Consider the following 23,465-nt stretch of genomic DNA (forward strand, 5'->3'; position numbering starts at 1 on the left):
TCGCCCCTTTTCACCTCGATTCTCCAAGGTTTCCCGCCCCGCATGGACAAGACCTACCAGCCGCATGCCATCGAATCCCACTGGTACAACGAGTGGGAGTCGAAAGACTACTTCGCGCCCCAGGGCTCGGGCGAGCCCTACACCATCATGATCCCGCCGCCGAACGTCACCGGCAGCCTGCACATGGGCCACGGCTTCAACAATGCCATCATGGACGCGCTGATCCGCTGGCGCCGCATGCAGGGCCGCAACACTCTGTGGCAGCCGGGGACCGACCACGCCGGCATCGCCACCCAGATGGTGGTGGAGCGCCAGCTCGGTGCGCAGGGCGTGAGCCGGCATGACTTGGGTCGCGAGAAGTTCCTAGAGAAGGTCTGGGAATGGAAGGAGCAGTCGGGCGGCACCATCACCCGGCAGATCCGTCGCCTGGGCTCCTCGGTCGACTGGTCCCGCGAGCGCTTCACCATGGACGAGGGGTTGTCCGAAGCGGTGAAGGAAGCCTTTGTGCGCCTGCACGAGGACGGCCTGATCTACCGCGGCAAGCGCTTGGTCAACTGGGACACCAAGCTGCACACCGCCATCTCCGATCTGGAGGTGGAAAACCACGACGAGAAGGGCCACCTCTGGCACCTGCGCTATCCCCTGGCCGAGGGCGCCCGCACCGGTGAAGGACTGGACTATCTGGTGGTCGCCACTACTCGTCCGGAAACCATGCTCGGTGACTCGGCGATCGCGGTTCACCCCGAAGACGAACGCTACAGGGACCTGATCGGTCGCCATGTGATGCTGCCGCTGGTCAACCGGCTGATCCCCATCGTCGGCGACGAGTATGTCGATCGAGAATTCGGCACCGGCTGCGTGAAGATCACCCCGGCCCATGACTTCAACGACTATGAAGTCGGCAAGCGCCACCACCTGCCGCTGATCAACATCTTCGACCGGGACGCAAGGGTTCTGGCCCGCGCCCAGGTCTTTCATGTCGACGGTACGCCCAACGACCGTGTCGACCCGAGCCTGCCGGACGGCTACGCCGGCATGGACCGCTATGACGCGCGCAAGGCGATCGTCGCCGAATTCCAAGGCATGGGCCTGCTGGAAAAGATCGACGCCCACGCCCTGAAGGTCCCACGCGGCGACCGCTCCGGCACCGTGATCGAACCCTGGCTCACCGACCAGTGGTACGTCTCCACCAAGCCGCTGGCGGAGAAGGCCATCGCCGCCGTGGAAAGCGGCCAGATTCAGTTCGTGCCCAAGCAGTACGAGAACATGTACTTCAGTTGGATGCGCGACATTCAAGATTGGTGCATCAGCCGCCAGCTCTGGTGGGGCCACCGCATCCCGGCCTGGTACGACGAGGCCGGCAATGTCTATGTCGGCCGTGACGAGGCCGAGGCGCGGCGTCGCTACAACGTGCCGAACAACGTCGACCTGCGCCAGGACGACGACGTGCTGGACACCTGGTTCAGCTCTGGGCTGTGGACCTTCTCCACCCTGGGCTGGCCGGAACAGACCGACTTCCTCAAGACCTTCCACCCCACCGACGTGCTGGTCACCGGCTTCGACATCATCTTCTTCTGGGTCGCCCGGATGATCATGATGTCGACTCACCTGACCGGGCAGATCCCGTTCAAGACCGTCTACGTCCACGGCCTGGTGCGCGATGCCCAGGGCCAGAAGATGTCCAAGTCCAAGGGCAACGTGCTGGATCCGCTGGACATCGTCGACGGCATCGAGCTCGATACCCTGCTGGAAAAACGCACCAGCGGCATGATGCAACCCAAGCTCGCCGAGAAGATCGCCAAGCAGACCCGCGCCGAGTTCCCCGAAGGCATCGCCAGCTACGGCACCGACGCCCTGCGCTTCACCTTCTGCTCGCTGGCCTCCACCGGCCGCGACATCAAGTTCGACATGGGCCGGGTCGAGGGCTACCGCAACTTCTGCAACAAGCTGTGGAACGCGGCCAACTTCGTGTTCGAGAACACCGAAGACAAGGACACGGGCGTGAATGACGAACCCGTGGAGCTGTCCTCGGTGGACCGCTGGATCATCTCCGCCCTGCAGCGCACCGAGCTGGAAGTGAACCGCCAGTTGGAAGCCTTCCGCTTCGACTTGGCCACCCAGGCCCTCTACGAATTCGTCTGGGACGAGTACTGCGCCTGGTATCTCGAGCTGGTCAAGCCGGTGCTCTGGGATGAGAACGCCTCGGCCGAACGCCAGCGCGGCACACGCCGCACCCTGGTCCGGGTGCTGGAAGCCGCGCTGCGCCTTGCCCACCCCTTCATGCCCTTCATCACCGAAGAGATCTGGCAGCGCGTCGCGCCACTGGCCGCCAAGTCGGGCCCGACTCTGATGCTCCAGCCCTGGCCGGACGCCACCGAAGACCGTATCGACGAACAGGCCGAGTTCGACATCGACTGGGTCAAGGCGCTGATGCTCGGCGTGCGGCAGATCCGCGGCGAGATGAACATCTCCATGGCCAGGAAGATCGACCTGGTGCTGCGCAACGCCGACGATACCGACCGCCGCCGACTCGCCGAAAACGAGCCACTGCTGAAAAAGCTGGCCAAGCTCGAAACCATCACCGTGCTGCCGGCCGATCAGGAACCGCCACTGGCTGCCACGGCACTGGTAGGCGAGATGGAAGTGCTGGTGCCGATGGCCGGCCTGATCGACAAGGACGCCGAACTGGCGCGTCTGGACAAGGAAATCGCCAAGCTCGAAGGCGAGGTCAAGCGGGTCGGCGGCAAGCTGTCCAATGAGGGCTTCGTCTCCAAGGCCCCCGCCGAGGTGATCGACAAGGAACGCGCCAAACTGGCCGAAGCCGAGCAGGCCCGGGCCAGGCTGGCCGAACAGCGCGGGCGCATCGCCAGCCTGTAACCTCCCACCCGCGGCGGCTTAGGGCCGCCGCGGTGCTTTCGGGCCAACCCCATGGACTATCGCGAACTGGTCGCCCTGCGCCAGCATCACCCCGCCTGGCGCCTGCTCCGCGCAGACCATGCGCCGCTGATCGTCAGCTTTCTGCAGCGCACCTTCGTCGAACCCAACCTGCGCAGTGTCGGCGAACACAGCCTCGCCTCGCGGCTCGACGACCTGCTCTATCATCTCAACCGCGACAGCGACGAGCCGCTGTTTCCGCGCCCGGCCGCCGAATACCTCGACCACTGGGCCGACAACGCCAACGGCTGGCTGCGCAAGTACTATCCACCCGACGACGACGAGGCCCACTTCGAACTCACCGCTGCCAGCGAGCAAGCCATCGAGTGGCTGGCGAGCCTCGGCAAGCGCCAGTTCGTCGGCACCGAGTCGCGACTGCTGGCAGTGGTCGAGCTGCTGCCAGCGTCCCCCTGATCGTCTTCAGCCAGTGACCGCCATGACCGATACCGAACTGCCTTATTCGCAGCTGCTGATCGCCCTGTTCAAGGGCGTGCTCTACCGCGAGGATGACCCCGGCCTCTGGCAGACCCTGCTCGATCGCCACGCCGCAGCGAGCGATTACCTCGGTGTACTGGGCCTCGAGCTGGTTCTGGACGAGGCCGAAGGCTACGCCTACCTGCGTCAGCGCACAGCCGAGGACGCCGGCGGGGCCGCCCTGCCCCGGCTCATTCCCAGGCGCCAGTTGAGCTACCCGGTGAGCCTGCTGCTGGCCCTGTTGCGCAAGCGCATGGCCGAATTCGACGCCTCTGGTGCCGACAGCCGGCTGATCGTCAGCCGCGAACAGCTGACCGATATGCTCAGGCTGTTCTTCGAAGAGGGCAGCAACGAAGCCAAACTGGCCGACCGTCTACGCCCAGGTGGCCAGGGTGGTGGAGCTGGGCTTCCTGCGCCGGCTGCGCGGCGACGAGGAGCGCTACGAGGTGCGCCGCATCCCCAAGGCGTTCGTGGACGCCCAGTGGCTCAACGAACTCGATCAGCGCCTGGCCGAATACCGTGCACAGCACCCGGTAGGTCGGATTAGCGAAGCGTAATCCGACAACAGCGCCGAAGACTGCACAGGAACCCTTGGATTACCCTGCCCTGATCCAGCGTAGGTCGGCTTAGCGCAGCGTAAGCCGACAGCAGCGCCGAAGACTGCACAGGAACCCTTGGATTACCCTGCCCTGATCCAGCGTAGGTCGGCTTAGCGCAGCGTAAGCCGACAGCAGCGCCGAAGACTGCACAGGAACCCTTGGATTACCCTGCCCTGATCCAGCGTAGGTCGGCTTAGCGCAGCGTAATCCGACAACAGCGCCAAAAACTGCACAGGAACCCTTGGATTACCCTGCCCTGATCCAGCGTAGGTCGGCTTAGCGCAGCGTAAGCCGACAGCAGCGCCGAAGACTGCACAGGAACCCTTGGATTACCCTGCCCTGATCCAGCGTAGGTCGGCTTAGCGCAGCGTAAGCCGACAGCAGCGCCGAAGACTGCACAGGAACCCTTGGATTACCCTGCCCTGATCCAGCCCCAGGCCTCAACCCATTTCATCGCACCCCAAGGCCACAGACCGCCGAGCCCGCCATGAACACGCCCGAACCGCTTTCCCTGCTCGACTTCGCCGAATCCGACGCACGCGCCGGGTTTAGCCTGCATGCCCTGGAGGTCTACAACTGGGGCACCTTCCACGGGCGGGTGTGGCGCTTTCCGGTGGGCGGCGACAACGCCCTGCTGACCGGCGACATCGGCTCGGGCAAGTCGACCCTTGTGGATGCGGTGACCACGTTGCTGGTGCCGGCACAGAAGATCGCCTACAACAAGGCTGCCGGCGCCGAGGCCAAAGAGCGCACCCTGCGTTCCTACGTGCTGGGCTTTTACAAGCTGCGTATCGGCGAGTTCTCCACACGCATCGCTGCCCTGCAACAACGCCAGAGCGCGCTGGACGCGCGGCTGGGGCTGCTCAATCAGCTGTCGGTGCTCCAGGACTTCCAGGCGCTGGACTGGCGTCCGCTGCTGCTGGAGATACAGCGCCTGGACGACGAGCGCCGGGAGCTGGAGACCCGTTCGGACACCCTGCGCGCCCTGCAGGACAACCTGCGCAGCCTGGAGCAGGAGCTGCGCCAGTGGCGGAATGAACTTGAAGCCAAAAGTCGGGAACTGGCGCGCAGCGAGAGCATCAAGGGTTGTGGGGCCAGGAACCGGAGGACAAGCGATGCGTGTCGACCCTGACGCGCCTCAGCGCCGCGGAGAGGCTGCTCTACGACGATCTTCGTCAAGACCGACTGCAACATAGCGATGGCGCGCCCGCACGGCGGGTCCGCCTAGAGCAGGAGCATGTGCGCTTCGGCTGGTTGCAGGCCGCACTTGCCACTATCGGCACCAGCCCCAGCTACTCGCCAGCCGGCCTCGGGTAGCAACCCGTAGGCAGCAGGCCAATAGCGCCAAGGGCCTGATCAGAGCCCCTGTTCGGCCGTCCGAAACGCCTGTCATAATCGGTTACTTTTTCCAACTGACAGGTCGCGTTCACCATGTATGCATTGATGGCGCTGGTTTTCGTGGCGGGTTACCTGGCGATCGCGCTCGAGCATCCCCTGCGCATCGACAAGGCCGCCTCGGCGCTGCTGACCGCGGCGGTGAGCTGGACGCTGTTGGTGCTCGGCGCTGACCACCTGATCCCGGCAGTCGAGGGCGCACTGCATGCAGGCGATGCTCGTGGGCTGGTGGTCGAGGAGTTGCGTCATCACTTGGGCGAAATCGCCGAAATCCTGTTCTTTCTGCTCGGCGCCATGACGATTGTCGAGCTGATCGACTCCCACGAAGGCTTCAAGGTCATCACCGACCGCATCCAGACCCGCAAGCGGGTCCACCTGCTGTGGATACTCGGCTTCCTGACCTTCTTTCTGTCGGCCGCGCTGGACAACCTCACCACCACCATCGTGATGATTTCCCTGCTGCGCAAGCTGATCCGCGGCCGCCAGGAACGCTGGCTGTATGTCGGCCTGGTGGTGATTGCCGCCAACGCCGGTGGCGCCTGGTCGCCCATCGGTGACGTCACCACGACGATGCTCTGGATCGGTGCACAGATCACCGCGACAGGGGTGGTCACCAGCCTGTTCCTGCCCAGCCTGGTATGCCTGCTGGTGCCACTGATCATTCTCAGCTTCCGCCTCAAGGGCGAGGCACCGCGCCCGCGGGGCCGGATCATCGGCGAGGACAAGGGGCAACCAACCACCGCCTTCGAGCGCAACCTGGTGCTGGCGCTGGGTATCGGCGCGCTGGTGTTCGTACCGGTGTTCAAGACCGTCACCCACTTGCCGCCCTACATGGGCATCCTGTTCGGCCTCGGCGTGCTCTGGCTGGCCACCGAAATCATCCACCGCAACAAGAACGAGGAAGACAAACATCCGCTCTCGGTCGTCGGTGTACTGCGCAAGGTGGACACGCCCAGCGTGCTGTTCTTTCTCGGCATCCTGCTCGCCGTGTCGAGCCTTGCCACCGCCGGCCACCTGACCCAGATCGCCACCTTGCTGCGTGAATCAATGGGCAACATCTACGCGATCAACTACGCCATCGGGCTGCTCTCGGCAGTGGTCGACAACGTGCCGCTGGTGGCTGGCGCGATGAAGATGTATCCGCTGGCTTCCCCCGAGCTGATCGCTGGCGCCGACGCTACCGAAGCGGCCTGGATGAGCCAGTTCGTGGTGGATGGGGTGTTCTGGGAGCTGCTGGCGTTCTGCGCCGGCACGGGCGGCAGCAGCCTGATCATCGGCTCGGCGGCCGGCGTCGCGGCCATGGGAATGGAGCGGATCAGTTTCTTCTGGTACGTCAAGCGGGTGTCGCTGTTGGCGTTTCTCGGTTATACCGCCGGAGCGCTCAGCTATCTGCTGCTCGATGTACTCTGAGGGAGGTGGCGGGCTTGCCCCGCCCCGCCATTCCGGGCATGGTTTGCTGCCACCCGGATGCTCAAGCACATGGAAATCAGCAAGACCCGCTCCAGCTTCTACCGACGCCTCTATCTCGCCTGGCTGATCGACAGCGGGACCGCGACCAGCGTGCCGGCGATCACCGCACTGACCGGCATGCCTCGGCGTACTGCCCAGGACACCCTGACGGCGCTCGCCGAACTCGACATCCAGTGCCTGTTCGAGCAAGCCGATGGCGAGCGCCATAACGGAGGTCGATACCGCATACAGGACTGGGGCGCCATCGATCGGCGCTGGGTCGAGCACAACCTGCCAATGATCCGCCAGGTCCTGGGCTACCCATGAACGCCGAACTGGCACTGGTCCTGGGACTGCTGGCCACCTGCGTGGCACTGTTCATCCGCAACCGCCCTCGGATGGACGTGGTCGCACTGATGGCCATGGTAGCCCTGCCGCTGGCCGGCGTTCTCAGTGTGCCGGAGGCCCTGGCGGGTTTCAGCGACCCCAGCGTGATACTCATTGGCGCGCTCTTCGTCATCGGACACAGCCTGGTGCGCACCGGCATCGCCTACCGGCTCGGCGACTGGCTGGCGCGCACCGCCGGCACCAGTGAAATCCGCCTGCTGGTGTTACTGATGCTGGCGGTGGCAGGGCTCGGCTCAGTGATGAGCTCGACCGGCGTGGTGGCCATCTTCATTCCGGTGGTACTCGGCGTGGCGCGGCGGATGCGTCTGCCGCCCGGCCGGCTGATGATGCCGCTGGCCTTCGCCGGTCTCATCAGCGGCATGCTGACCCTGGTGGCCACCCCGCCGAACATGGTCGTCAGCAGTGAGCTGCGCCGTGCCGGGCTGGAAGGCTTCGGTTTTTTCGACTTTACCCCGATCGGGCTGGCGGTACTGGTGGCCGGCTTGGTCTACATGCTCCTGGTGCGCCGCTGGCTGGCCCGCCCCGAGGATCAGGACGGCACCGAAGACTCCCGGCAGACCCTGGCCGACCTGGCCGACAGATACCGGCTTGCCGAACGGGCGCGGCGACTGCGGGTGCGACAGGGCTCGCCACTGGCCAACGCGGTGCTCAACGAACTGCAATTGCGCGCCGAATACGGCATCAATGTCATCGCCGTGGAGCGCCCCGGCAGGTTTCAGAACCGCCTGCTGATCGCCACCGGCAACACCGAGCTGCGCGCCGGCGACATTCTGCTGGCCGATATCGCCAGCCCGGCGATCGGGCTGCTGGGCGCCTTCGATGAGCTTGGACTGGAAGCGGTCGCCCTGAAGAACGCCTACTATGACGTCCACGCCCGCGAGCTCGGCCTGGTGGAAGTCACCCTGCCCCCCGACTCCCACCTGCCGGGCAAGACCATCCAGGAGCTGGGTTTTCGCAGCCGGCACGGGCTGAACGTGGTCGGACTGAGGCGCAACCGTCAGGCGCTCGCCGGGTTGCTGGTCGATGAACGACTCAAGCCGGGCGACACGCTGCTGGTGGCTGGCGAATGGAAGGCAATCCACCGCCTGCAGGGCCTGAGCCGGGACTTTCTGGTGCTCAGCCTGCCGGCCGAGGTCGACCATGTCGCCCCGGCCGCGCAAAAGGCACCGCAGGCACTGTTCTGCCTGGCGGTCATGGTGGCGCTTATGGTTTCCGGGCTGGTTCCGAACGTGCTCGCCGCGCTCATCGCCTGTCTGCTGCTGGGCCTGTTTCGCTGCATCGACATGGACAGCGCCTACCGCTCGATCCACTGGCAGAGCCTGCTGCTGATCGTCGGCATGCTGCCGTTCGCCCTGGCCCTGCAGAAGACCGGCGGGATCGACCTGGCGGTCTCCGGGCTGGTTACGCTGCTGGGCGATGCCGGCCCCCGGGCGATCCTGGCCTGCCTGTTCCTGCTGACGGCGATGATCGGCCTGTTCATTTCCAACACGGCAACCGCGGTACTGCTGGCTCCGGTGGCGATCAGCACCGCCGAGCAGCTTGGTGCCTCACCCTATCCCTTCGCCATGACGGTCGCGCTGGCCGCCTCCGCTGCCTTCATGACGCCAATTTCCTCGCCGGTGAACACGCTGGTCCTGGGTCCGGGCGGCTATCGCTTCGGCGACTTCGTCCGCATCGGCGTCCCCTTTACCCTGATGGTGATGATCGTCAGCGTCGCCCTGGTGCCGCTACTGTTTCCGTTCTAGGCACAGCTTCCAGCCCGCCCGCCGCCGTGGGACACTGTGTGCCCGATCCAGACCTGGCCAACGCATGACCTCGTCCAGACCCGCACGCCCCGACAAGCAAGCCCTGCATCCACGCAACCCTCATCAGGGGCGCTACGATTTCGACGCATTGATCCGCACCGAGCCGGCCCTGGCCGGGTTCGTGATCCTGAATCCCTACGGCAAGCGCAGCATCGATTTCGCCGATCCTGCCGCCGTCAGGGTCTTCAACAAGGCGCTGTTGCAGCATTTCTATGGCATCCGCCACTGGGACATTCCGCCCGGCTACCTGTGTCCACCGGTTCCCGGGCGCGCCGACTACCTGCACGGTCTGGCCGACCTGCTGGCAGAGGAGAATGGCGGAGCAGTGCCGCGCGGCAAGCGGATCACCGTACTGGACATCGGTACCGGGGCGAACTGCATCTACCCTCTGATCGGCCAGCGCGAATACGGCTGGCGTTTCACCGGCTCGGACATAGACTCCCAGGCGCTGGCCGCCGCCTCGGCCATCATCAGCGCCAACAGACTCGAAGGGCAGATCACACTGCGCCGGCAGACCCATCCGCGGAGGATCTTCAGCGGTCTGCTGGACAAGGCCGAGCGTTTCGACCTCAGCCTGTGCAACCCGCCCTTTCATGGCTCGGCCGACGAAGCGAGACGTGGCAGCCAGCGCAAATGGCGCAACCTCGGCAAACAGGCGCCAGGGCGCAAGCTGCCGGTACTCAATTTCGGCGGGCAGGCCAATGAACTCTGGTGCGAGGGAGGAGAAGCAGCCTTTATCGGCGCGCTTGCCGAGGAAAGCCTAGGTGTTTCCGGGCAGGTCTGCTGGTTCAGCACCCTGGTTTCCAAGGGTACCAACGTGGCGGGGCTGGAGGCACGCCTGCAACGCCTGGAGGCCGACACTATCCAAGTCCACGAGATGGGCCAGGGGCAGAAGCGCAGCCGTTTCGTCGCCTGGAGCTTTCTCGATCGCGCGCAGCGTCAAGGTTGGCGCGCGGAGCGCTGGGGACCGGTCAGCGAGCCAACTGCCAGGCCTGGGCGTCCTTGAGGGCACGCGTCTTGATATAGCGCGGCTCGCCATTGATTTCTTCGAGCTCGGTCATGCCGGCGAGCTCGCCGACCACGCGGTAGCGCTTGCCAGCCTTGTCCTGCAGCGGATAGAGCTGGGCGATCTGTTGGGCAAGTTCAGTCAAGGTGGACATGCAAAGAAACTCCAATCAACACTCGGGTTACAGCGGCGTTATACCGGGCTTCGGTTACGGTTGCGCGACAGCGTTTCGCACCGGTCGGCTCTGGGGGCCTGCCGCCTCGTCAAGTTTGGAGCCACGCGCGTCGAATTGATTCCCCGGATTGCCCGCCGTGTGCGCTAGCACACACCCAGGCCCAGTTGCAGCAGCGCCAGCCCACCCTGCTGCCAGCCCCACCAGCCCAGCGCCAGTAGTGCGGCCACTCCGATTCCAGTCACCGCCCTCATGCGCCTGCTCCAGCCCGGGCGGCCAGCCGCGATACCGGCTTTTCCTGGATCGGCCAGTTCAGTACCGCCGCGATCAGGCTGAGAGCGATGCAGATCTGCCACACCAGGTCGTAGCTGCCGGTCCGGTCATACAGCCAGCCGCCCATCCAGCCGCCAAAGAACGAACCGAACTGATGGAACAGGAATACGATGCCGCCGAGCATCGACAGGTTGCGCACGCCGAACAGCGTCGCCACGGTGCCGTTGGTCAGGGGCACCGTCGACAGCCACAGCAACCCCATGGCGATGCCGAAGACGTAGGCCGTGGTCGTCGTCAGCGGCGCGTAGAAGAACGCAGCGATCACCACGCCCCGGATCAGGTAGAGCGCGGTCAGCAACTTCGGCTTCGAATAGCAGCCGCCCAACAGCCCCGCGGTGTAGGTGCCGACGATGTTGAACAGCCCCACCAGCGCCAGCACCGTGGTCCCGACCACGGCCGGCAACGCCTGGTCCACCAGATAGGCAGGCAGGTGCACGCCGATGAATACCACCTGGAAGCCGCAGACAAAGAACCCCGAAGCCAGCAACCAGAACCCGGAATGCGAGCCGGCCTCGCGCAGCGCTTCGCCAAGCGATTGCGGCGGACCCTGTCCCACCACGGGCTGGCGGTCACCGCGCAGCATCAGCGCCAGCGGCACGATCAGTGCCACCAGCAGGCCCAGCGCCAGCAGCGCCGATGACCAGCCCAGCCAGGTGATCAGACCGAGGCTGCCGGGCAGCATGATGAACTGCCCGAAGGAGCCGGCTGCCGCCGCGATGCCCATCGCCTGACTGCGCTTTTCAACCGGTGCGGCGCGTCCGACGGCGCCGAGGATGCACGAGAAAGAGGTGCCCGAAAGCCCCAGGCCGATCAGCAGGCCGGCGCTCAGGCTCAGCGTCGCCGGAGAATCGGCACTGGCCATCAGCGCCAGGCCAAGGGCATAGAGCACTGCGCCGACCGCCGCGATCCGTGCCACGCCAAAGCGATCGGCCAGCGCCCCGGTCACTGGCTGGGCCAATCCCCACACGAGGTTCTGCAAGGCGATGGCAAAGGCGAACACCTCGCGCCCCCAGCCAAAGGTCTCGCTCATCGGCGGCAGGAACAGACCGAAGCCGTGGCGGACGCCCAGCGATACGGCAAGGATCAGCGAGCTGCCCAGCAGCATCCAGGCACAATTGCGCCACACGGCGTTCATCGCAGAGTTCCGCTCCAGGGAAAGCCGCAGTCTACCCGGCCTGTCACGAAACTCGCCATTCGGTCACGCCAGCACGTCGGGTAGACTGGCGCACCTCTGTTTCTACCGCCGCGAGAGCGCCATGCCGATCCGCCACTGCATCGTCCACCTGATCGAGAAGAAACCCGACGGCACCCCCGCCGTGTTGCACGCCCGCGACTCCGAACTCGCCGACTCCCAGTCCATCGAGAACCTGCTCGCCGACCTCAACGAAAGCTACAACGCCAAGCAGGGCAAGGCCTGGGGCTATTTTCGCGACGAGTCCGGAGCCTATCCCTTCTCTGGGTGGCTGACCCAGTACATGGCCGATGGCGGCGATTTCGTGGCCTTCAGCCGGCAAGCCATCGAGCACCTGAAAACGCTGATGGAAGAGTCGAATCTCTCCACTGGCGGCCACGTGCTCTTTGCCCATTACCAGCAGGGCATGACCGACTACCTAGCCATCGCCCTGCTGCATCACAGCGAAGGCGTGGCCGTCACCGATAGCCTGGAACTGGCGCCGACCAAGCACCTCGACCTGGGTCAGTTGCACCTGGCGGCGCGGATCAACCTGTCCGAGTGGCAGAACAACCGGACCTCGAAGCAGTACATCTCCTTCATCAAGGGCAAGAACGGCAAGAAGGTCTCGGAATACTTCCGCGAGTTCATTGGCTGCCAGGAAGGCGTCGATGCGCCCAGCGAGACCCGCACCCTGCTCAAGGCCTTCAGTGACTACGTCGAAAGCGAGGACATGTCCGAAGAGCAGACCCGCGAGAAGACCTCCGCACTGGTGGACTACGCCAGCGGCCAGGCGCGTCTCGGCCAGGCCATGACCCTGGAAGAGTTGTCCGGGGTGATCGACGAGGACAAGCCACGGGCCTTCTACGATCACATCCGCAACAAGGATTACGGCCTGGCACCCGAGATCCCGCCGGACAAGCGCACCCTCAACCAGTTCCGGCGCTTCACCGGCCGGGCCGAAGGCCTGTCGATCAGCTTCGAGGCGCACCTGCTGGGCAGCAAGATCGAATATGACGAGGACAAGGACGTGCTCATCATCCGCCAACTGCCGACCCAGCTGGTGGATCAGCTCAAACGTCGCAAGGAATGACCGCCGCCATCCCGTGCCGCTCGCGCAGCTGTCGCGCGGCGCTCACCATGTTCGCCAGCGCGGCCTCGGTTTCCGCCCAGCCGCGGGTTTTCAACCCGCAATCGGGGTTGACCCAGAGACGCTCGGCGGGGATGCGCTCGATGGCCTTTTCCAGCAGAGCGAGCATTTCGCTGCTATCCGGCACCCGTGGCGAATGAATGTCATAGACCCCCGGGCCGATCTCGTTGGGGTAATCGAACGCGCGGAAGGCTTCGAGCAACTCCATCTGCGAGCGCGAGGTCTCGATGGTGATGACGTCGGCATCCATCGTCGCAATGGCTTCGATGATTTCGTTGAATTCGCTATAGCACATGTGGGTGTGGATCTGCGTCTCGTTGCTCACCCCGGCACTGCACAGGCGGAAGGCGTCCACTGCCCAGTCCAGGTAGACCTGCCACCCGGCACGGCGTAGCGGCAGCCCCTCGCGAAAGGCGGCCTCGTCGATCTGGATGATCGACACTCCGGCTGCCTCCAGATCCTGCACCTCGTCGCGGATCGCCAGTGCCAACTGGCGGGCCTGTTGTTCAGCAGAGACATCCTCCCGTGGGAATGACCACATCAGCATGGTCACCGGACCGGTCAACATGCCCTTGAGCGGCTTGTCGGTCTGCGTCTGGGCGTAGCCGATCCAGTCGAGGGTCATCGGCCGCGGCCGGTGCAGGTCGCCAAGGATGATTGCCGGCTTGACGCAACGCGAGCCATAGCTCTGCACCCAGCCGAAGCGGGTGAAGGCGTAGCCGTCGATCTGTTCGGCAAAGTACTCGACCATGTCGTTGCGCTCGGCTTCACCGTGAACCAGTACATCCAGCCCCAGCGCTTCCTGCCGGGCCACCGCATGGCGGATCTCGCCACGCATGGCGTCACGGTACTCGACGTCCGACAATCGTCCCTGGCGATGGGCCTGGCGTGCCTGGCGAATCGCCGGAGTCTGAGGGAATGAACCGATGGTGGTAGTGGGAAAGGCCGGTAGCTGCAAGCGCTCGCGCTGGCTGGCGATGCGCTCGGCAAAGGGCGCGGCGCGCTCGCTGTGCCGCGGCTCTACCGCTGCCAGACGGGCCTGTACCTCGGGCTTGTGGATATGCCGGGAGCTGGCACGGCGTTGCAGCACCGCGCGATTGTCCGCCAGCGCCTGGCGAACCTCGGCGGCGTCGGGCTGCGCCAGTGCCCGCACCAACAGCGCTACTTCCTCGCACTTCTGCACGGCAAAGGCCAGCCATTGGTTGGCTTCGGCGGGTGCTTCGCGGCGGAGGTCGACCGGGCAGTGCAGCAGCGAGCAGGACGGCGCCACCCACAGGCGTTCGCCAAGCCGCTCGGCGGCCTGACTCAGCACCTGCAGTGTCTTGTCCAGGTCGCAGCGCCATACGTTGCGCCCGTTCACCACGCCCAGCGACAGCACCTTGTAGGCCGGCAGCCAGTCGAGAATCTGCGGGAACTGCTCGGGCGCCCGTACCAGATCGATGTGCAGGCCATCCACCGGCAAGCCTGCGGCGAGGCCAAGGTTGTCTTCCAGGCCACCGAAGTAGGTGGCGACGAGCTTTTTCAGCGGTGCTCGCTGCAGGAGGTGATAGGCGCGTTCGAATGCGCTTTTCCATGCCTGCGGCAGGTCGAGAGCCAGGATCGGCTCGTCGAGCTGCACCCACTCGACGCCCTGCCCTGCCAGTCGATCGAGGATCTGGCCGTAAACCGGCAACAGGCGCTCCAGCAGCTCCAGCTTGTCGAAGCCCTGGGCTTTGCCCAGCCAGAGATAGCTGAGCGGGCCGAGTATCACTGGTTTGACCCTGTGCCCCAGTGCCCGCGCTTCGTCGACTTCCTCGAAGAGTTGCGGCCAGGACAGCTGGAAACTCTGCTCGAGGGAAAATTCCGGCACCAGGTAATGGTAGTTGGTGTCGAACCACTTGGTCAGCTCACTGGCTGGCCCGGCGGGGCCCCCACAGCAATGGCTCGAGACGCCCCGGGCCATGGCAAACAGCGTGTCGAGCGTTGGCTCGGCGGCTCCGTCGCGAAAGCGCTCGGGGATCGCGCCCACCATCAGCGAGTGACCCAGCACGCCGTCGTACCAGGCGAAATCACCCACAGGCAGCAGGTCGAGACCGGCGTCGCGCTGCAGTTGCCAATGTGCTGCGCGCAACTCAGCACCCGTCTGGCGCAGCTCGGACTCGTCGATCTCGCCTCGCCAGTAGGTCTCCAAGGCCTTCTTCAGTTCGCGGTCGCGGCCAATGCGAGGAAAGCCAAGGTTGTGTGCAATTGCCATGCAATATCTCTCCAATTCAGCGCCTAAACGATGCCGCGCATTCTGGAGAAGGTCGTCGCCTGAATAAATCTAATAATATTTGTATTAATCAGTAATTTTCCTCATGCAGCCATTGCCTGCCTCCCTGGTCAGTAGTCAGGCCAACCTAGCGAGATCGATTTTTGATGAGCAACGCCAATGATCCGCAACGCATGACCGACCTGCTCAAACGCCTGGAAACGGCCGGCGATGAGGATCGGCCGGTTACGGTTCGCGAGATGGTGGAGGCGATCGGCCAAGGCAGCTTCGGCATGCTTCTGCTGGTGCCGGGGTTGTTGGCCTTATCGCCAGCCTCGGGGGTTCCCGGATTGCCCAGTGTCCTGGCGGTCATGGTGATACTGATCACGTTGCAGATGCTGTTTGGCCGCGACAGCTTCTGGCTGCCGCAATGGATCCTCAAGCGCAGCGCACCCCGGCGCCGCTTCGACAAGGCCATGCGCTTCCTCTTTCGCATCGCCCAGTGGATCGACAAGCTGATCCGCCCGCGCCTGGTGTTTCTCACCCGCGGCGTCGCGGTGCGCTTCATCGGTGTGATCTGCCTGCTGGTGGCGATAACCATGCCCCCGCTGGAGTTCATACCCATGGCCAATACCATTTCCGGTGCCACCCTGAGCCTGCTCGGCCTTGGGCTGATCGCCCGTGACGGCTTGCTCATCCTCGTCGCCCTGGGGGTGTTCGGCGGCGTGGTCTACACGCTCACCCGGGTAATCTTCTAGCCCTCGACAGCCTCCCCCGACTCCGTGAGAATCGCCGCTCATTAGCGCTGTTCATCCCGAAATGGGGTGAGCCATGGAGGATGGCATGCTGGAAATTCGACACCTGAAAACCCTTCATGCACTCCGGGAGACCGACAGCCTGGTGGAAGCTGCCGAGCGCCTGCACCTGACCCAGTCGGCGCTGTCGCACCAGTTCAAGGAGCTCGAGGATCGTCTCGGCCTGCAGCTCTTCGTGCGCAAGACCCGCCCGGTGCGCTTCACCAGCGCCGGGCTGCGCCTGCTGCAACTGGCCGACGCCATCTTGCCGCAGTTGCGCGGCGCCGAACGCGACCTGGCGCGCCTGGCCGGCGGCACCGCCGGAAGACTGCACATGGCGATCGAATGCCATAGCTGTTTCCAGTGGCTGATGCCCACCATCGACCAGTTCCGCGATGCCTGGCCTGAGGTCGAGATGGACCTGGCCTCGGGCTTTTCCTTCGCGCCGCTGCCGGCCCTGGCGCGCGGCGACCTGGATCTCGTCGTCACCGCCGACCCGGTGGAGATGTCGGGCATCACCTACGTGCCGCTGTTCACCTACGAGGCGCTGCTGGCCGTGGCGAACCAGCACCGGCTGGCGACCCGGCCCTTCGTCAGTGCCGAGGACCTGGCTGGCGAAACCCTCATCACCTATCCCGTCGACCGCGATCGACTGGACATCTTCACCCGCTTTCTTGAGCCTGCCGACGTCGAGCCGGCGCAGGTGCGGACCTCGGAACTCACAGTGATGATGATGCAACTGGTGGCCTCGGGCCGGGGCGTCTGCTGCCTGCCCAATTGGGCGCTGCACGAGTACAGCGCCCGTGGCTACGTGACGGCGCGGCGCCTGGGCGAGAAAGGCCTGATCGCGACCCTCTATGCCGCGATCCGAGGCGACATGCTCGAAGCCCCCTTCATGCGCGACTTCCTGCTGACCGCCAAGGACACCTCGTTCGCTACCCTGGAAGGTGTCAGTGCGGCCCCCAAGGCGCGCTAGAGGCCTTGTCCTAGCCCTTGCGGCGCAACAACAGCGCGCTCACCACGCCAGCGGCAAGGGCCCCGGCGAGCATCAGCCGGGCCGAACTTCGCTCGTCCCGCCATCCGCCATCGATCCTGCGTTGCCCCATGGGCGGGTGGAACAGATTACCCGAGGACGTCGGCATGCGGCTGGCGCGGTCCAGCGCCTTGCCGACCACCGGCCCGTAGATCGGCTCCACCAGCGGAGTAAAGAAATGGGTCAGGCGCATCAGCGTCGCCATCAGGCCAATGGAAGTGCTGTGCCGTGGCCTGCGGGCGAGGCTGACCATGGCCTCGGCCACGGTACGCGGGTCGGTCAAGGGGGATGGCGGCTTCAGCGAACGCCCGGCATAGTTGCCGCCGTCGCGAAAACCCGGGGTATCGACGATAAAGGGATAGACGTCGCAGACATGGATATCGGGCCACTGGGTCAGCTCGTTGCGCAATGCACGGGAAAACCCCACCAGACCGAACTTGCTGGCCGAGTAGGCGACGGCGTAGGGCTGCGCCAGCCAGCTGCCCACCGACAGCGTGTTGATCAGCACCCCGCTGCGCTGCTGCTTGAAATACGGTAGCACCGAATGAGCGCCGCGCAGGTAACCCAGCAGGTCGGTCTGCACCACCCGCTCATGGGCATCTAGCGGCGTTTCGTCAAAGGCCCCTACGGCGCCGACGCCGGCATTGTTGATCCAGACGTCGACCCGCCCGTAGCCGAACTCGCCGGCGGCGATAGCCAACTGCTCGACCGACTCGCTCTGGGTCATGTCAGTCGGCATCGCCAGCGCCTCGGCGCCGAGCTGCCGGCATTCGGCCGCCACCTCTTCCAGCGCTTCGGCGTCACGCGCCGCCAGCACCAGGCGTGCACCCTGTCGGGAAAAGGCCATGGCTGCGGCACGGCCTATTCCGCTGGAAGCCCCGGTGATGACCACCAGCGCGCCGACGAGACTGCGTTCGTTCATCTGAAGACTCCTTGCTCGGGCATTGCTATGCAGACAGCCCCTGGCAGACGACATTCCCTGACGCCAAGCAAAACAGCTGGCCCGGCGCAGCCGTTCGGGTGACGGCGGGCCTCCCTCGCGCTAGCATGGTCTCCCCTTCCCGACTCGCCTGATCATGCCGCTATCTCATCCGGGGCGCCTGCCGCGTCCGCTCATGCTGTCGCTCGTGCTCATGCTCGGGTTGGGCTTTCTGATTACCTCGCTGCTCAGCTACTACCACTCACGCGCCACCATCCGCGAATCGGTGGTGGAAACCGAACTGCCGCTGACCTCCGACACCGTGTATTCGGAAATCCAGAAGGACCTGGTGCGGCCGATCCTGATCTCCTCGATGATGGCCCGCGACACCTTCGTTCGCGACTGGGTGCTGGCTGGCGAGCATGACGCCGGACAGATGACCCGCTACCTGGCGGAAATCATGAACGAATACGGCGCCTTCACGGCCTTCTTCGTCTCCGAGCCCAGCCATACCTACTATCAGGCCAAGGGCGTGCTCAAGCAGGTCGCCGAAGACGAGCCGCGGGATCGCTGGTACTTTCGCGTCCGCGAGATGAGCGAGCCCTACGAGATCAACGCCGACGTGGACCTCGCCAACAGCGACCGCATGACTTTCTTCATCAACTACCGGGTCCTCGACTACGACGGGCGCTTCATCGGCGTGACCGGGGTGGGCCTGAGCGTCGAGGCGGCGGCGCGCATCATCGATGAATACCAGCAGCGCTACGAGCGCACGGTGTTCTTCACCGATCGCCAGGGCAAGGTCACGCTCACTGGCCGCGAAAAAGGGCCATTGGGGCTGTCCAGCGGTCAGTCCATCGCCGAGTTCCAGGGACTGTCACAGGTACTCGACGCACTCCCTACCCACGACAGAGCCTCGTTCGAATACCGTGCCGAGGGAGCACCGCACTTCGTCAATGTCCGCTACATCCCCGAGCTGGAGTGGTATCTGTTTGTCGACAAGGACGAAAGCGACCTCTTCGCCGCCATCCAGCGTACCCTGCTGATCAACCTCCTGGTGTGCCTGCTGGTCACCGTCCTGGTCCTGTTGCTGGTGGCCAGAGTGTTGCGGCGCTACCAGCAGCGCATCGCCTCGCTGGCCACCACCGACAGCCTGACCGGGCTGCCCAACCGTCGTGGCTTCGAGCTGCTGGCCGGGCAGGCGATCGCCGAGGCCCGCCGCGACCACAGTCCACTGACGGCCGTGGTCCTCGACATAGACCATTTCAAGGCGCTCAACGACGACCACGGCCATCTTGCCGGCGACACCGTGCTACGGGACTTCGCTGGCGACCTGCGCGCCGGGCTGCGTCAGTCCGATATCCTCTGCCGCTGGGGTGGCGAGGAGTTCGTGATTCTCTTCAAGGGCACCGCTTCCGATATCGCGCACGCCCTGTCGGAGAAGATCCGCGCAATGGCTGAACACAAGCGCTACCGCTTCGAAGATCATGAGCTGGCCCTGACGGTGAGCCTCGGCCAGAGCGCGCTGACCGAAGCCGACTCCCTCGACAGCCTGATAGGTCGAGCCGACCGGGCGCTGTACCGGGCCAAGCAATCCGGCCGCAACCGGGTCTGTATCGAGCACGGTTGAGGCCGTCCGGCGGGCGGGCTTGCCAAGCCCGCCGACTACTGGATATATAGCTAGCTTTTCCGACCTGTCCCCTCTGCGCGATGCGCCCGCCCCTCGACAATCCGTTCTACTATCTCGACAACTTCCAGCGGGTACTCGACTGGGTGAATGCCCACCATGGCGACCTGCTGCTACCTGCCGAGAAAGGTTTCATCGACCGCTTTGCGCGGCTGCCGCAACCAGCCCGCGCGCTGCTGGTGCGCATGGTCATGCGCAAGGGCGAGCTGTTTCGCAGCGACCGGCTGCGTTATGCCGAAATCGGCTGCGCGCGACAGGCGGCGACCGCGCTGGCCGATGAAGGCTGGATAGACACCCAGCCACGGCTGTCCCCCGATGAACTGTTCGGCCTGCTGACCCGCCCGGAGCTCAACATGCTGTTCTCCGACCCGGCCCTGCGCGGCTTGCGCAAGGGCCAGTTGCTGGAGATCCTGCGTGCCGATCTGGGCGAGGCGCGGCCCTACGCCGAGTGGTGTACAGGCTCGCAAGAGCAGGTGTTCCGGGTGTTCACCGGCGAACTCTGCCAATGCCTGCGGCTGTTGTTCTTTGGCAACCTGCGCCAAGACTGGACGGATTTCGTGCTGGCCGACCTGGGTATCCACCGGTACGAACAGGTGGCTTTCTCGCCTGCCGCCCGCGCCTTCAATAGCCGCGACGAGCTGGAGGCCTATCGACATCTGCACGCCTGCCGCGAGCGCTTCGAAGCCGGGGAGCCGGTCGTCGCACTGCTCGCCGATATCCCCGCCACGCCCTATGCCAGTGACTGGCTGGAGACCCGCCGCGGCAAGTTGCTGCTGGCCCTCGGCCAACAGTGCGAGCGCGATGCGGACCTGGGGCGGGCCTTGCAGATCCACAGCGGCAATACCTATCCCGGGGCCCGGACCAGGCGCATACGGGTGCTCGAGCGCAGCGGCCTGGCAGCCGAAGCCCTGGGTCTTGCGCTCCAGGCGCAAGCCGCGCCGGAGAACGAAAGCGAAGCGCAGCAACTGCAGCGCATGCTTCCACGGTTGCGTCGTGCGCTGGGCCTGCCCCGTCCGGCGCGGCCCTACCCGCCGCAGACGCCCGAGATCCACCTGGTGCTCGACCGGCCGCCGGCGGGCGTCAGTGTCGAGCAGGCAGTACGCGATCACCTGGGCGAGCCGGGTGCGCCGGTCCACTACGTCGAGAACGGACTGATCAACTCGCTGTTCGGCCTGCTCTGCTGGGACGCTATCTTCGCCCCGCTGCCCGGGGCATTCTTCCACCCCTACCACAGCGGCCCTGCCGATCTGGGCCACAGCGACTTCGCCACCCGCCGCCGGGCCCTCTTCGCCACTTGCCTCGATGCCCTCGATCGCGGCGATCACGCAGAGCGCATCCGTCAGACCTGGAGGCAGAAGCAGGGCCTGCTGTCGCCGTTCGTGTTCTGGGGCCTGCTCGACGAAACGCTACTCGAACTGGCCCTGGCCTGCCTCCCGGCGGCGCACCTGCGCTGCTGGTTCGAGCGGCTGCTGCGCGACGTGGCGAACAACCGGTCGGGGCTGCCGGACCTGATCCAGTTCTGGCCGGCGGAGGGACGCTACCGGATGATCGAGGTCAAGGGTCCCGGCGACCGTCTGCAGGACAACCAGCGCCGCTGGCTCGATTACGCCCTGCAGCACGGTCTGCCGGTCGCGGTGTGCCATGTGCGCTGGGCCGAGTCGGCATGAGTTACCGCCTCTCGGTCCGCGCACTCTGCGAGTTCACCGCCAAGGCCGGTGATCTGGACCTGCGTTTCACCCCGTCGCCCACCGCCATCGAAGGCATCGCCGGGCATCAGACCGTGACCCGCAGACGGTCCCCCGGCTACGAGCGCGAGCTGCCGCTTGAGGGCAGCTGCGGCAGCCTACTGGTGCGTGGCCGGGCCGACGGCTACGACCCGGCAGCCAATCGGCTCGAAGAGATCAAGACCCACCGCGGCGAGCTGAGCCGGCAACCGGCCAACCACCGGGCGCTGCACTGGGCGCAAGCCAAGGTCTACGGCTGGCTGCTGTGCCAGGCCAGAGGGCTGGCGCGGATCGAGCTGGCCCTGGTGTATTTCGACGTCTCCAGCCAGCGCGAAACCCTGCTGCTGGAACAGCACGACGCCGAGACCCTGCGCCAGTTCTTCGAGCGCTGCTGCCAGGGCTTTCTGGCCTGGGCCGAAGAGGAACTGGCGCACCGACGACGGCGGGACGCGGGCCTGGACGCCCTGGCCTTTCCGTATTCGAGCTTTCGCGAGGGTCAACGGCAGCTGGCCGAGGCGGTCTACAAGGCGACCTGCACCGGCACCCACCTGCTGGCCCAGGCACCCACCGGCCTGGGCAAGACCCTCGCCACGCTCTTCCCACAGCTCAAGGCCATGCCTGCTCAGGCGCTGGACAAGGTTTTCTTCCTTACCGCCAAGGGGCCGGGCCGGCAACTGGCGCTGGATGCCCTGGCGACGATGGACGCACCGCTGCGCGTGCTGGAGCTGCTGGCCCGCGACAAGCGTTGCGAGCACCCGGACAAGGCCTGTCACGGTGAGGCCTGCCCGCTTGCGCGAGGCTTCTATGATCGCCTTCCGGCTGCTCGCGCGCAGGCGGCCGGGGTGGCCCTGCTGGACCGTGAAGGCCTGCGTGCGGTCGCACTGCACCATCAGGTCTGCCCCTATTACCTGGCCCAGGAGATGGCACGCTGGGCCGACGTGGTGGTGGCCGACTACAACTACTACTTCGACCAGAGCGCACTGCTGCATGGCCTGACCCAGGCCAACGGCTGGCGCGTCGGGGTGCTGGTGGACGAGGCGCATAACCTGCTGGAGCGCGCCCGCGGCATGTACAGCGCCGCGCTCGACCAGCGAGCCTTTGCCGACCTGCGACGAACCGCGCCGGCACCGCTGAAGAAGGCGCTGGATAAATTGCAGCGGCAATGGAACAGGCTCAATCGAGAGCAGGCCGGCGACTATCAGGTCGACCCGGCGCTTCCCGATGCGCTGCTGCTGGCACTGCAGCAGTTTGTGACAGCCGTGGGCGACTATCTCAACGAGCAGCCAGCGGGGCTGTCCCCCGGTCTGCAGGCCGCCTGGTTCGATGCGCTGGCTTTTATCCGCCTGGCCGAGTCCTTTGCCGAGCATTCGCTGTTCGAGCGCACCCTGTTATCCGCACCAGGCGCCTCGCGCCGCTCACGGCTGTGCCTGCGCAATCTGCTACCGGCGCCCTTCCTGGCGTCCCGCTTCGCCCAGGCGCGCGCCTGCGTACTGTTTTCCGCCACCCTGACGCCGCAGCGCTACCACGCTGATACCCTGGGCCTGCCAGGCAACCACGTCTGGCTGGAAGTGACCTCGCCATTTCGCGCAGCCCAGTTGCAGGTCCGCATCGCCCGCCACGTGTCGACCCGCTATGCCGACCGCCAGGCATCGCTGGCGCCCATCGCCGACCTGCTTGCCGAACAATTTGCCCAACGCCCGGGCAACTACCTGGCGTTCTTCAGCAGCTTCGACTATCTCGAGCAGGTCGCCGCCCGGCTGGCCGCTGCCCATCCTGCCGTTCCCTGCTGGAAACAGACCCGCGGCATGGACGAGGCGGCCCGACAGGTCTTTCTCGCCCGCTTCGCCCCCGGTGGACGCGGCATCGGTTTCGCCGTGCTTGGTGGAGCGTTCGGCGAGGGCATCGACCTGCCTGGCGAGCGGCTGATCGGTGCCTTTGTCGCCACCCTGGGGTTGCCACAGGTCAACCCGACCAACGAACACATCCGCACCCGGCTGCAGGCGCTGTTCGGTGCCGGCTATGACTACACCTACCTGTATCCGGGGATGCAGAAGGTGGTGCAGGCGGCCGGTCGTGTCATTCGTACCCCCGAGGATAGCGGCGTGCTGCACCTGATCGACGACCGTTTCGCCGAGTCTCGGGTACGTCGCCTGCTGCCCTCCTGGTGGCAGGTCGATTAGCG

The 23,465-nt window shown here is 65.4% G+C and carries 19 protein-coding genes; 15 read left to right on the forward strand and 4 right to left on the reverse strand.

Features of this window, described 5'->3' with window-relative positions:
* The first annotated feature begins 42 nt into the window (after positions 1–42).
* The 9 genes from ACFOMF_RS15145 to rlmF all read left to right on the forward strand — a co-directional run bounded on the left by ACFOMF_RS15145 (position 43) and on the right by rlmF (position 10,070).
* On the forward strand, positions 43–2,877 hold the full coding sequence (locus ACFOMF_RS15145; protein ID WP_386366371.1) for a valine--tRNA ligase: 2,835 nt from the start codon (positions 43–45) through the stop codon (positions 2,875–2,877).
* A gap of 51 nt (positions 2,878–2,928) precedes the next feature.
* A complete protein-coding gene (locus ACFOMF_RS15150) occupies positions 2,929–3,348 on the forward strand; it encodes a DUF3375 family protein (RefSeq protein WP_386366372.1) in 420 nt (139 codons plus the stop codon).
* Between the two features lie 22 nt (positions 3,349–3,370).
* On the forward strand, positions 3,371–3,955 hold the full coding sequence (locus ACFOMF_RS15155; RefSeq protein WP_386366374.1) for a DUF4194 domain-containing protein: 585 nt from the start codon (positions 3,371–3,373) through the stop codon (positions 3,953–3,955).
* A 539-nt stretch (positions 3,956–4,494) separates the two neighbouring features.
* Positions 4,495–5,139, forward strand: a complete 645-nt coding sequence (locus ACFOMF_RS15160) for an ATP-binding protein (RefSeq protein ID WP_386366376.1) — start codon at positions 4,495–4,497, stop codon at positions 5,137–5,139.
* Positions 5,127–5,324, forward strand: a complete 198-nt coding sequence (locus tag ACFOMF_RS15165) for a Wadjet anti-phage system protein JetD domain-containing protein (protein WP_386366377.1) — start codon at positions 5,127–5,129, stop codon at positions 5,322–5,324. The genes ACFOMF_RS15160 and ACFOMF_RS15165 overlap by 13 nt, the downstream gene beginning before the upstream one ends.
* Before the next feature lie 114 nt (positions 5,325–5,438).
* A complete protein-coding gene (gene nhaD / locus ACFOMF_RS15170; protein WP_386366379.1) occupies positions 5,439–6,812 on the forward strand; it encodes a sodium:proton antiporter NhaD in 1,374 nt (457 codons plus the stop codon).
* A 69-nt stretch (positions 6,813–6,881) separates the two neighbouring features.
* Positions 6,882–7,178 carry a winged helix-turn-helix domain-containing protein gene (locus ACFOMF_RS15175; RefSeq protein ID WP_386366381.1) on the forward strand — a complete coding sequence of 99 codons (297 nt, stop codon included), beginning with the start codon at positions 6,882–6,884 and terminating at the stop codon, positions 7,176–7,178.
* Positions 7,175–9,004, forward strand: coding sequence for an SLC13 family permease (locus ACFOMF_RS15180; protein ID WP_386366383.1), 1,830 nt, complete (start codon positions 7,175–7,177; stop codon positions 9,002–9,004). Before ACFOMF_RS15175 ends, ACFOMF_RS15180 begins: the two co-directional genes overlap by 4 nt.
* 64 nt (positions 9,005–9,068) lie before the next feature.
* The gene (gene rlmF / locus ACFOMF_RS15185) at positions 9,069–10,070 is read left to right on the forward strand and encodes a 23S rRNA (adenine(1618)-N(6))-methyltransferase RlmF (protein ID WP_386366385.1); all 1,002 of its coding nucleotides are present in this window, start codon (positions 9,069–9,071) and stop codon (positions 10,068–10,070) included.
* Here the strand turns inward: rlmF and ACFOMF_RS15190 are convergent.
* Together ACFOMF_RS15190 and ACFOMF_RS15195 are read right to left on the reverse strand one after the other, a co-directional pair.
* Positions 10,036–10,224 carry a hypothetical protein gene (locus ACFOMF_RS15190; protein WP_386366388.1) on the reverse strand — a complete coding sequence of 63 codons (189 nt, stop codon included), beginning with the start codon at positions 10,222–10,224 and terminating at the stop codon, positions 10,036–10,038. The genes rlmF and ACFOMF_RS15190 overlap by 35 nt on opposite strands.
* Before the next feature lie 268 nt (positions 10,225–10,492).
* The gene (locus ACFOMF_RS15195) at positions 10,493–11,710 is read right to left on the reverse strand and encodes an MFS transporter (RefSeq protein ID WP_386366390.1); all 1,218 of its coding nucleotides are present in this window, start codon (positions 11,708–11,710) and stop codon (positions 10,493–10,495) included.
* Between the two features lie 121 nt (positions 11,711–11,831).
* Here ACFOMF_RS15195 and yejK point away from each other — a divergent pair, with 121 nt between their 5' ends.
* Complete coding sequence (gene yejK, locus ACFOMF_RS15200) at positions 11,832–12,839, forward strand: nucleoid-associated protein YejK (RefSeq protein WP_386366392.1); 1,008 nt, start codon at positions 11,832–11,834, stop codon at positions 12,837–12,839.
* Here yejK and metE read toward each other — a convergent pair.
* Positions 12,820–15,129: a 5-methyltetrahydropteroyltriglutamate--homocysteine S-methyltransferase gene (metE, locus tag ACFOMF_RS15205; protein ID WP_386366394.1), complete on the reverse strand. Its 2,310-nt coding sequence runs from the start codon at positions 15,127–15,129 to the stop codon at positions 12,820–12,822. The genes yejK and metE overlap by 20 nt on opposite strands.
* Positions 15,130–15,293: 164 nt before the next feature.
* Here metE and ACFOMF_RS15210 point away from each other — a divergent pair, with 164 nt between their 5' ends.
* Positions 15,294–15,884 (forward strand): exopolysaccharide biosynthesis protein, encoded by a 591-nt coding sequence (locus tag ACFOMF_RS15210; protein ID WP_386366396.1) that lies wholly within the window; start codon positions 15,294–15,296, stop codon positions 15,882–15,884.
* 85 nt (positions 15,885–15,969) lie between these two features.
* Positions 15,970–16,896 (forward strand): transcriptional regulator MetR, encoded by a 927-nt coding sequence (metR, locus tag ACFOMF_RS15215; protein WP_386366398.1) that lies wholly within the window; start codon positions 15,970–15,972, stop codon positions 16,894–16,896.
* A 10-nt stretch (positions 16,897–16,906) separates the two neighbouring features.
* Here metR and ACFOMF_RS15220 read toward each other — a convergent pair whose 3' ends face one another.
* On the reverse strand, positions 16,907–17,875 hold the full coding sequence (locus ACFOMF_RS15220) for an SDR family oxidoreductase (RefSeq protein ID WP_386366400.1): 969 nt from the start codon (positions 17,873–17,875) through the stop codon (positions 16,907–16,909).
* 154 nt (positions 17,876–18,029) lie between these two features.
* Between ACFOMF_RS15220 and ACFOMF_RS15225 the strand changes: the two genes are divergently transcribed.
* The 3 genes from ACFOMF_RS15225 to ACFOMF_RS15235 all read left to right on the forward strand — a co-directional run bounded on the left by ACFOMF_RS15225 (position 18,030) and on the right by ACFOMF_RS15235 (position 23,463).
* Entirely contained in the window at positions 18,030–19,502 is a 1,473-nt protein-coding gene (locus ACFOMF_RS15225; RefSeq protein ID WP_386366402.1) for a sensor domain-containing diguanylate cyclase, read from the forward strand.
* Between the two features lie 80 nt (positions 19,503–19,582).
* The gene (locus ACFOMF_RS15230) at positions 19,583–21,226 is read left to right on the forward strand and encodes a VRR-NUC domain-containing protein (RefSeq protein ID WP_386366405.1); all 1,644 of its coding nucleotides are present in this window, start codon (positions 19,583–19,585) and stop codon (positions 21,224–21,226) included.
* Entirely contained in the window at positions 21,223–23,463 is a 2,241-nt protein-coding gene (locus ACFOMF_RS15235; RefSeq protein ID WP_386366407.1) for an ATP-dependent DNA helicase, read from the forward strand. The genes ACFOMF_RS15230 and ACFOMF_RS15235 overlap by 4 nt, the downstream gene beginning before the upstream one ends.
* The last annotated feature ends 2 nt before the right edge of the window (positions 23,464–23,465 follow it).

The organism is Stutzerimonas tarimensis (genome assembly GCF_042648805.1).
GTDB lineage: Bacteria > Pseudomonadota > Gammaproteobacteria > Pseudomonadales > Pseudomonadaceae > Azomonas > Azomonas tarimensis.

Excerpts from the sequence above, each read along its gene's own strand:
- yejK (WP_386366392.1), top strand. The coding sequence starts at position 11,832 with ATGCCGATCCGCCACTGCATCGTCCACCTGATCGAGAAGAAACCCGAC.
- ACFOMF_RS15155 (WP_386366374.1), top strand. The coding sequence starts at position 3,371 with ATGACCGATACCGAACTGCCTTATTCGCAGCTGCTGATCGCCCTGTTC.
- ACFOMF_RS15235 (WP_386366407.1), top strand. The coding sequence starts at position 21,223 with ATGAGTTACCGCCTCTCGGTCCGCGCACTCTGCGAGTTCACCGCCAAG.
- ACFOMF_RS15160 (WP_386366376.1), top strand. The coding sequence starts at position 4,495 with ATGAACACGCCCGAACCGCTTTCCCTGCTCGACTTCGCCGAATCCGAC.
- nhaD (WP_386366379.1), top strand. The coding sequence starts at position 5,439 with ATGTATGCATTGATGGCGCTGGTTTTCGTGGCGGGTTACCTGGCGATC.
- ACFOMF_RS15210 (WP_386366396.1), top strand. The coding sequence starts at position 15,294 with ATGAGCAACGCCAATGATCCGCAACGCATGACCGACCTGCTCAAACGC.
- rlmF (WP_386366385.1), top strand. The coding sequence starts at position 9,069 with ATGACCTCGTCCAGACCCGCACGCCCCGACAAGCAAGCCCTGCATCCA.
- ACFOMF_RS15145 (WP_386366371.1), top strand. The coding sequence starts at position 43 with ATGGACAAGACCTACCAGCCGCATGCCATCGAATCCCACTGGTACAAC.
- metE (WP_386366394.1), bottom strand. The coding sequence starts at position 15,129 with ATGGCAATTGCACACAACCTTGGCTTTCCTCGCATTGGCCGCGACCGC.
- ACFOMF_RS15195 (WP_386366390.1), bottom strand. The coding sequence starts at position 11,710 with ATGAACGCCGTGTGGCGCAATTGTGCCTGGATGCTGCTGGGCAGCTCG.
- ACFOMF_RS15180 (WP_386366383.1), top strand. The coding sequence starts at position 7,175 with ATGAACGCCGAACTGGCACTGGTCCTGGGACTGCTGGCCACCTGCGTG.
- ACFOMF_RS15150 (WP_386366372.1), top strand. The coding sequence starts at position 2,929 with ATGGACTATCGCGAACTGGTCGCCCTGCGCCAGCATCACCCCGCCTGG.
- metR (WP_386366398.1), top strand. The coding sequence starts at position 15,970 with ATGCTGGAAATTCGACACCTGAAAACCCTTCATGCACTCCGGGAGACC.
- ACFOMF_RS15175 (WP_386366381.1), top strand. The coding sequence starts at position 6,882 with ATGGAAATCAGCAAGACCCGCTCCAGCTTCTACCGACGCCTCTATCTC.
- ACFOMF_RS15230 (WP_386366405.1), top strand. The coding sequence starts at position 19,583 with ATGCGCCCGCCCCTCGACAATCCGTTCTACTATCTCGACAACTTCCAG.
- ACFOMF_RS15190 (WP_386366388.1), bottom strand. The coding sequence starts at position 10,224 with ATGTCCACCTTGACTGAACTTGCCCAACAGATCGCCCAGCTCTATCCG.
- ACFOMF_RS15225 (WP_386366402.1), top strand. The coding sequence starts at position 18,030 with ATGCCGCTATCTCATCCGGGGCGCCTGCCGCGTCCGCTCATGCTGTCG.
- ACFOMF_RS15220 (WP_386366400.1), bottom strand. The coding sequence starts at position 17,875 with ATGAACGAACGCAGTCTCGTCGGCGCGCTGGTGGTCATCACCGGGGCT.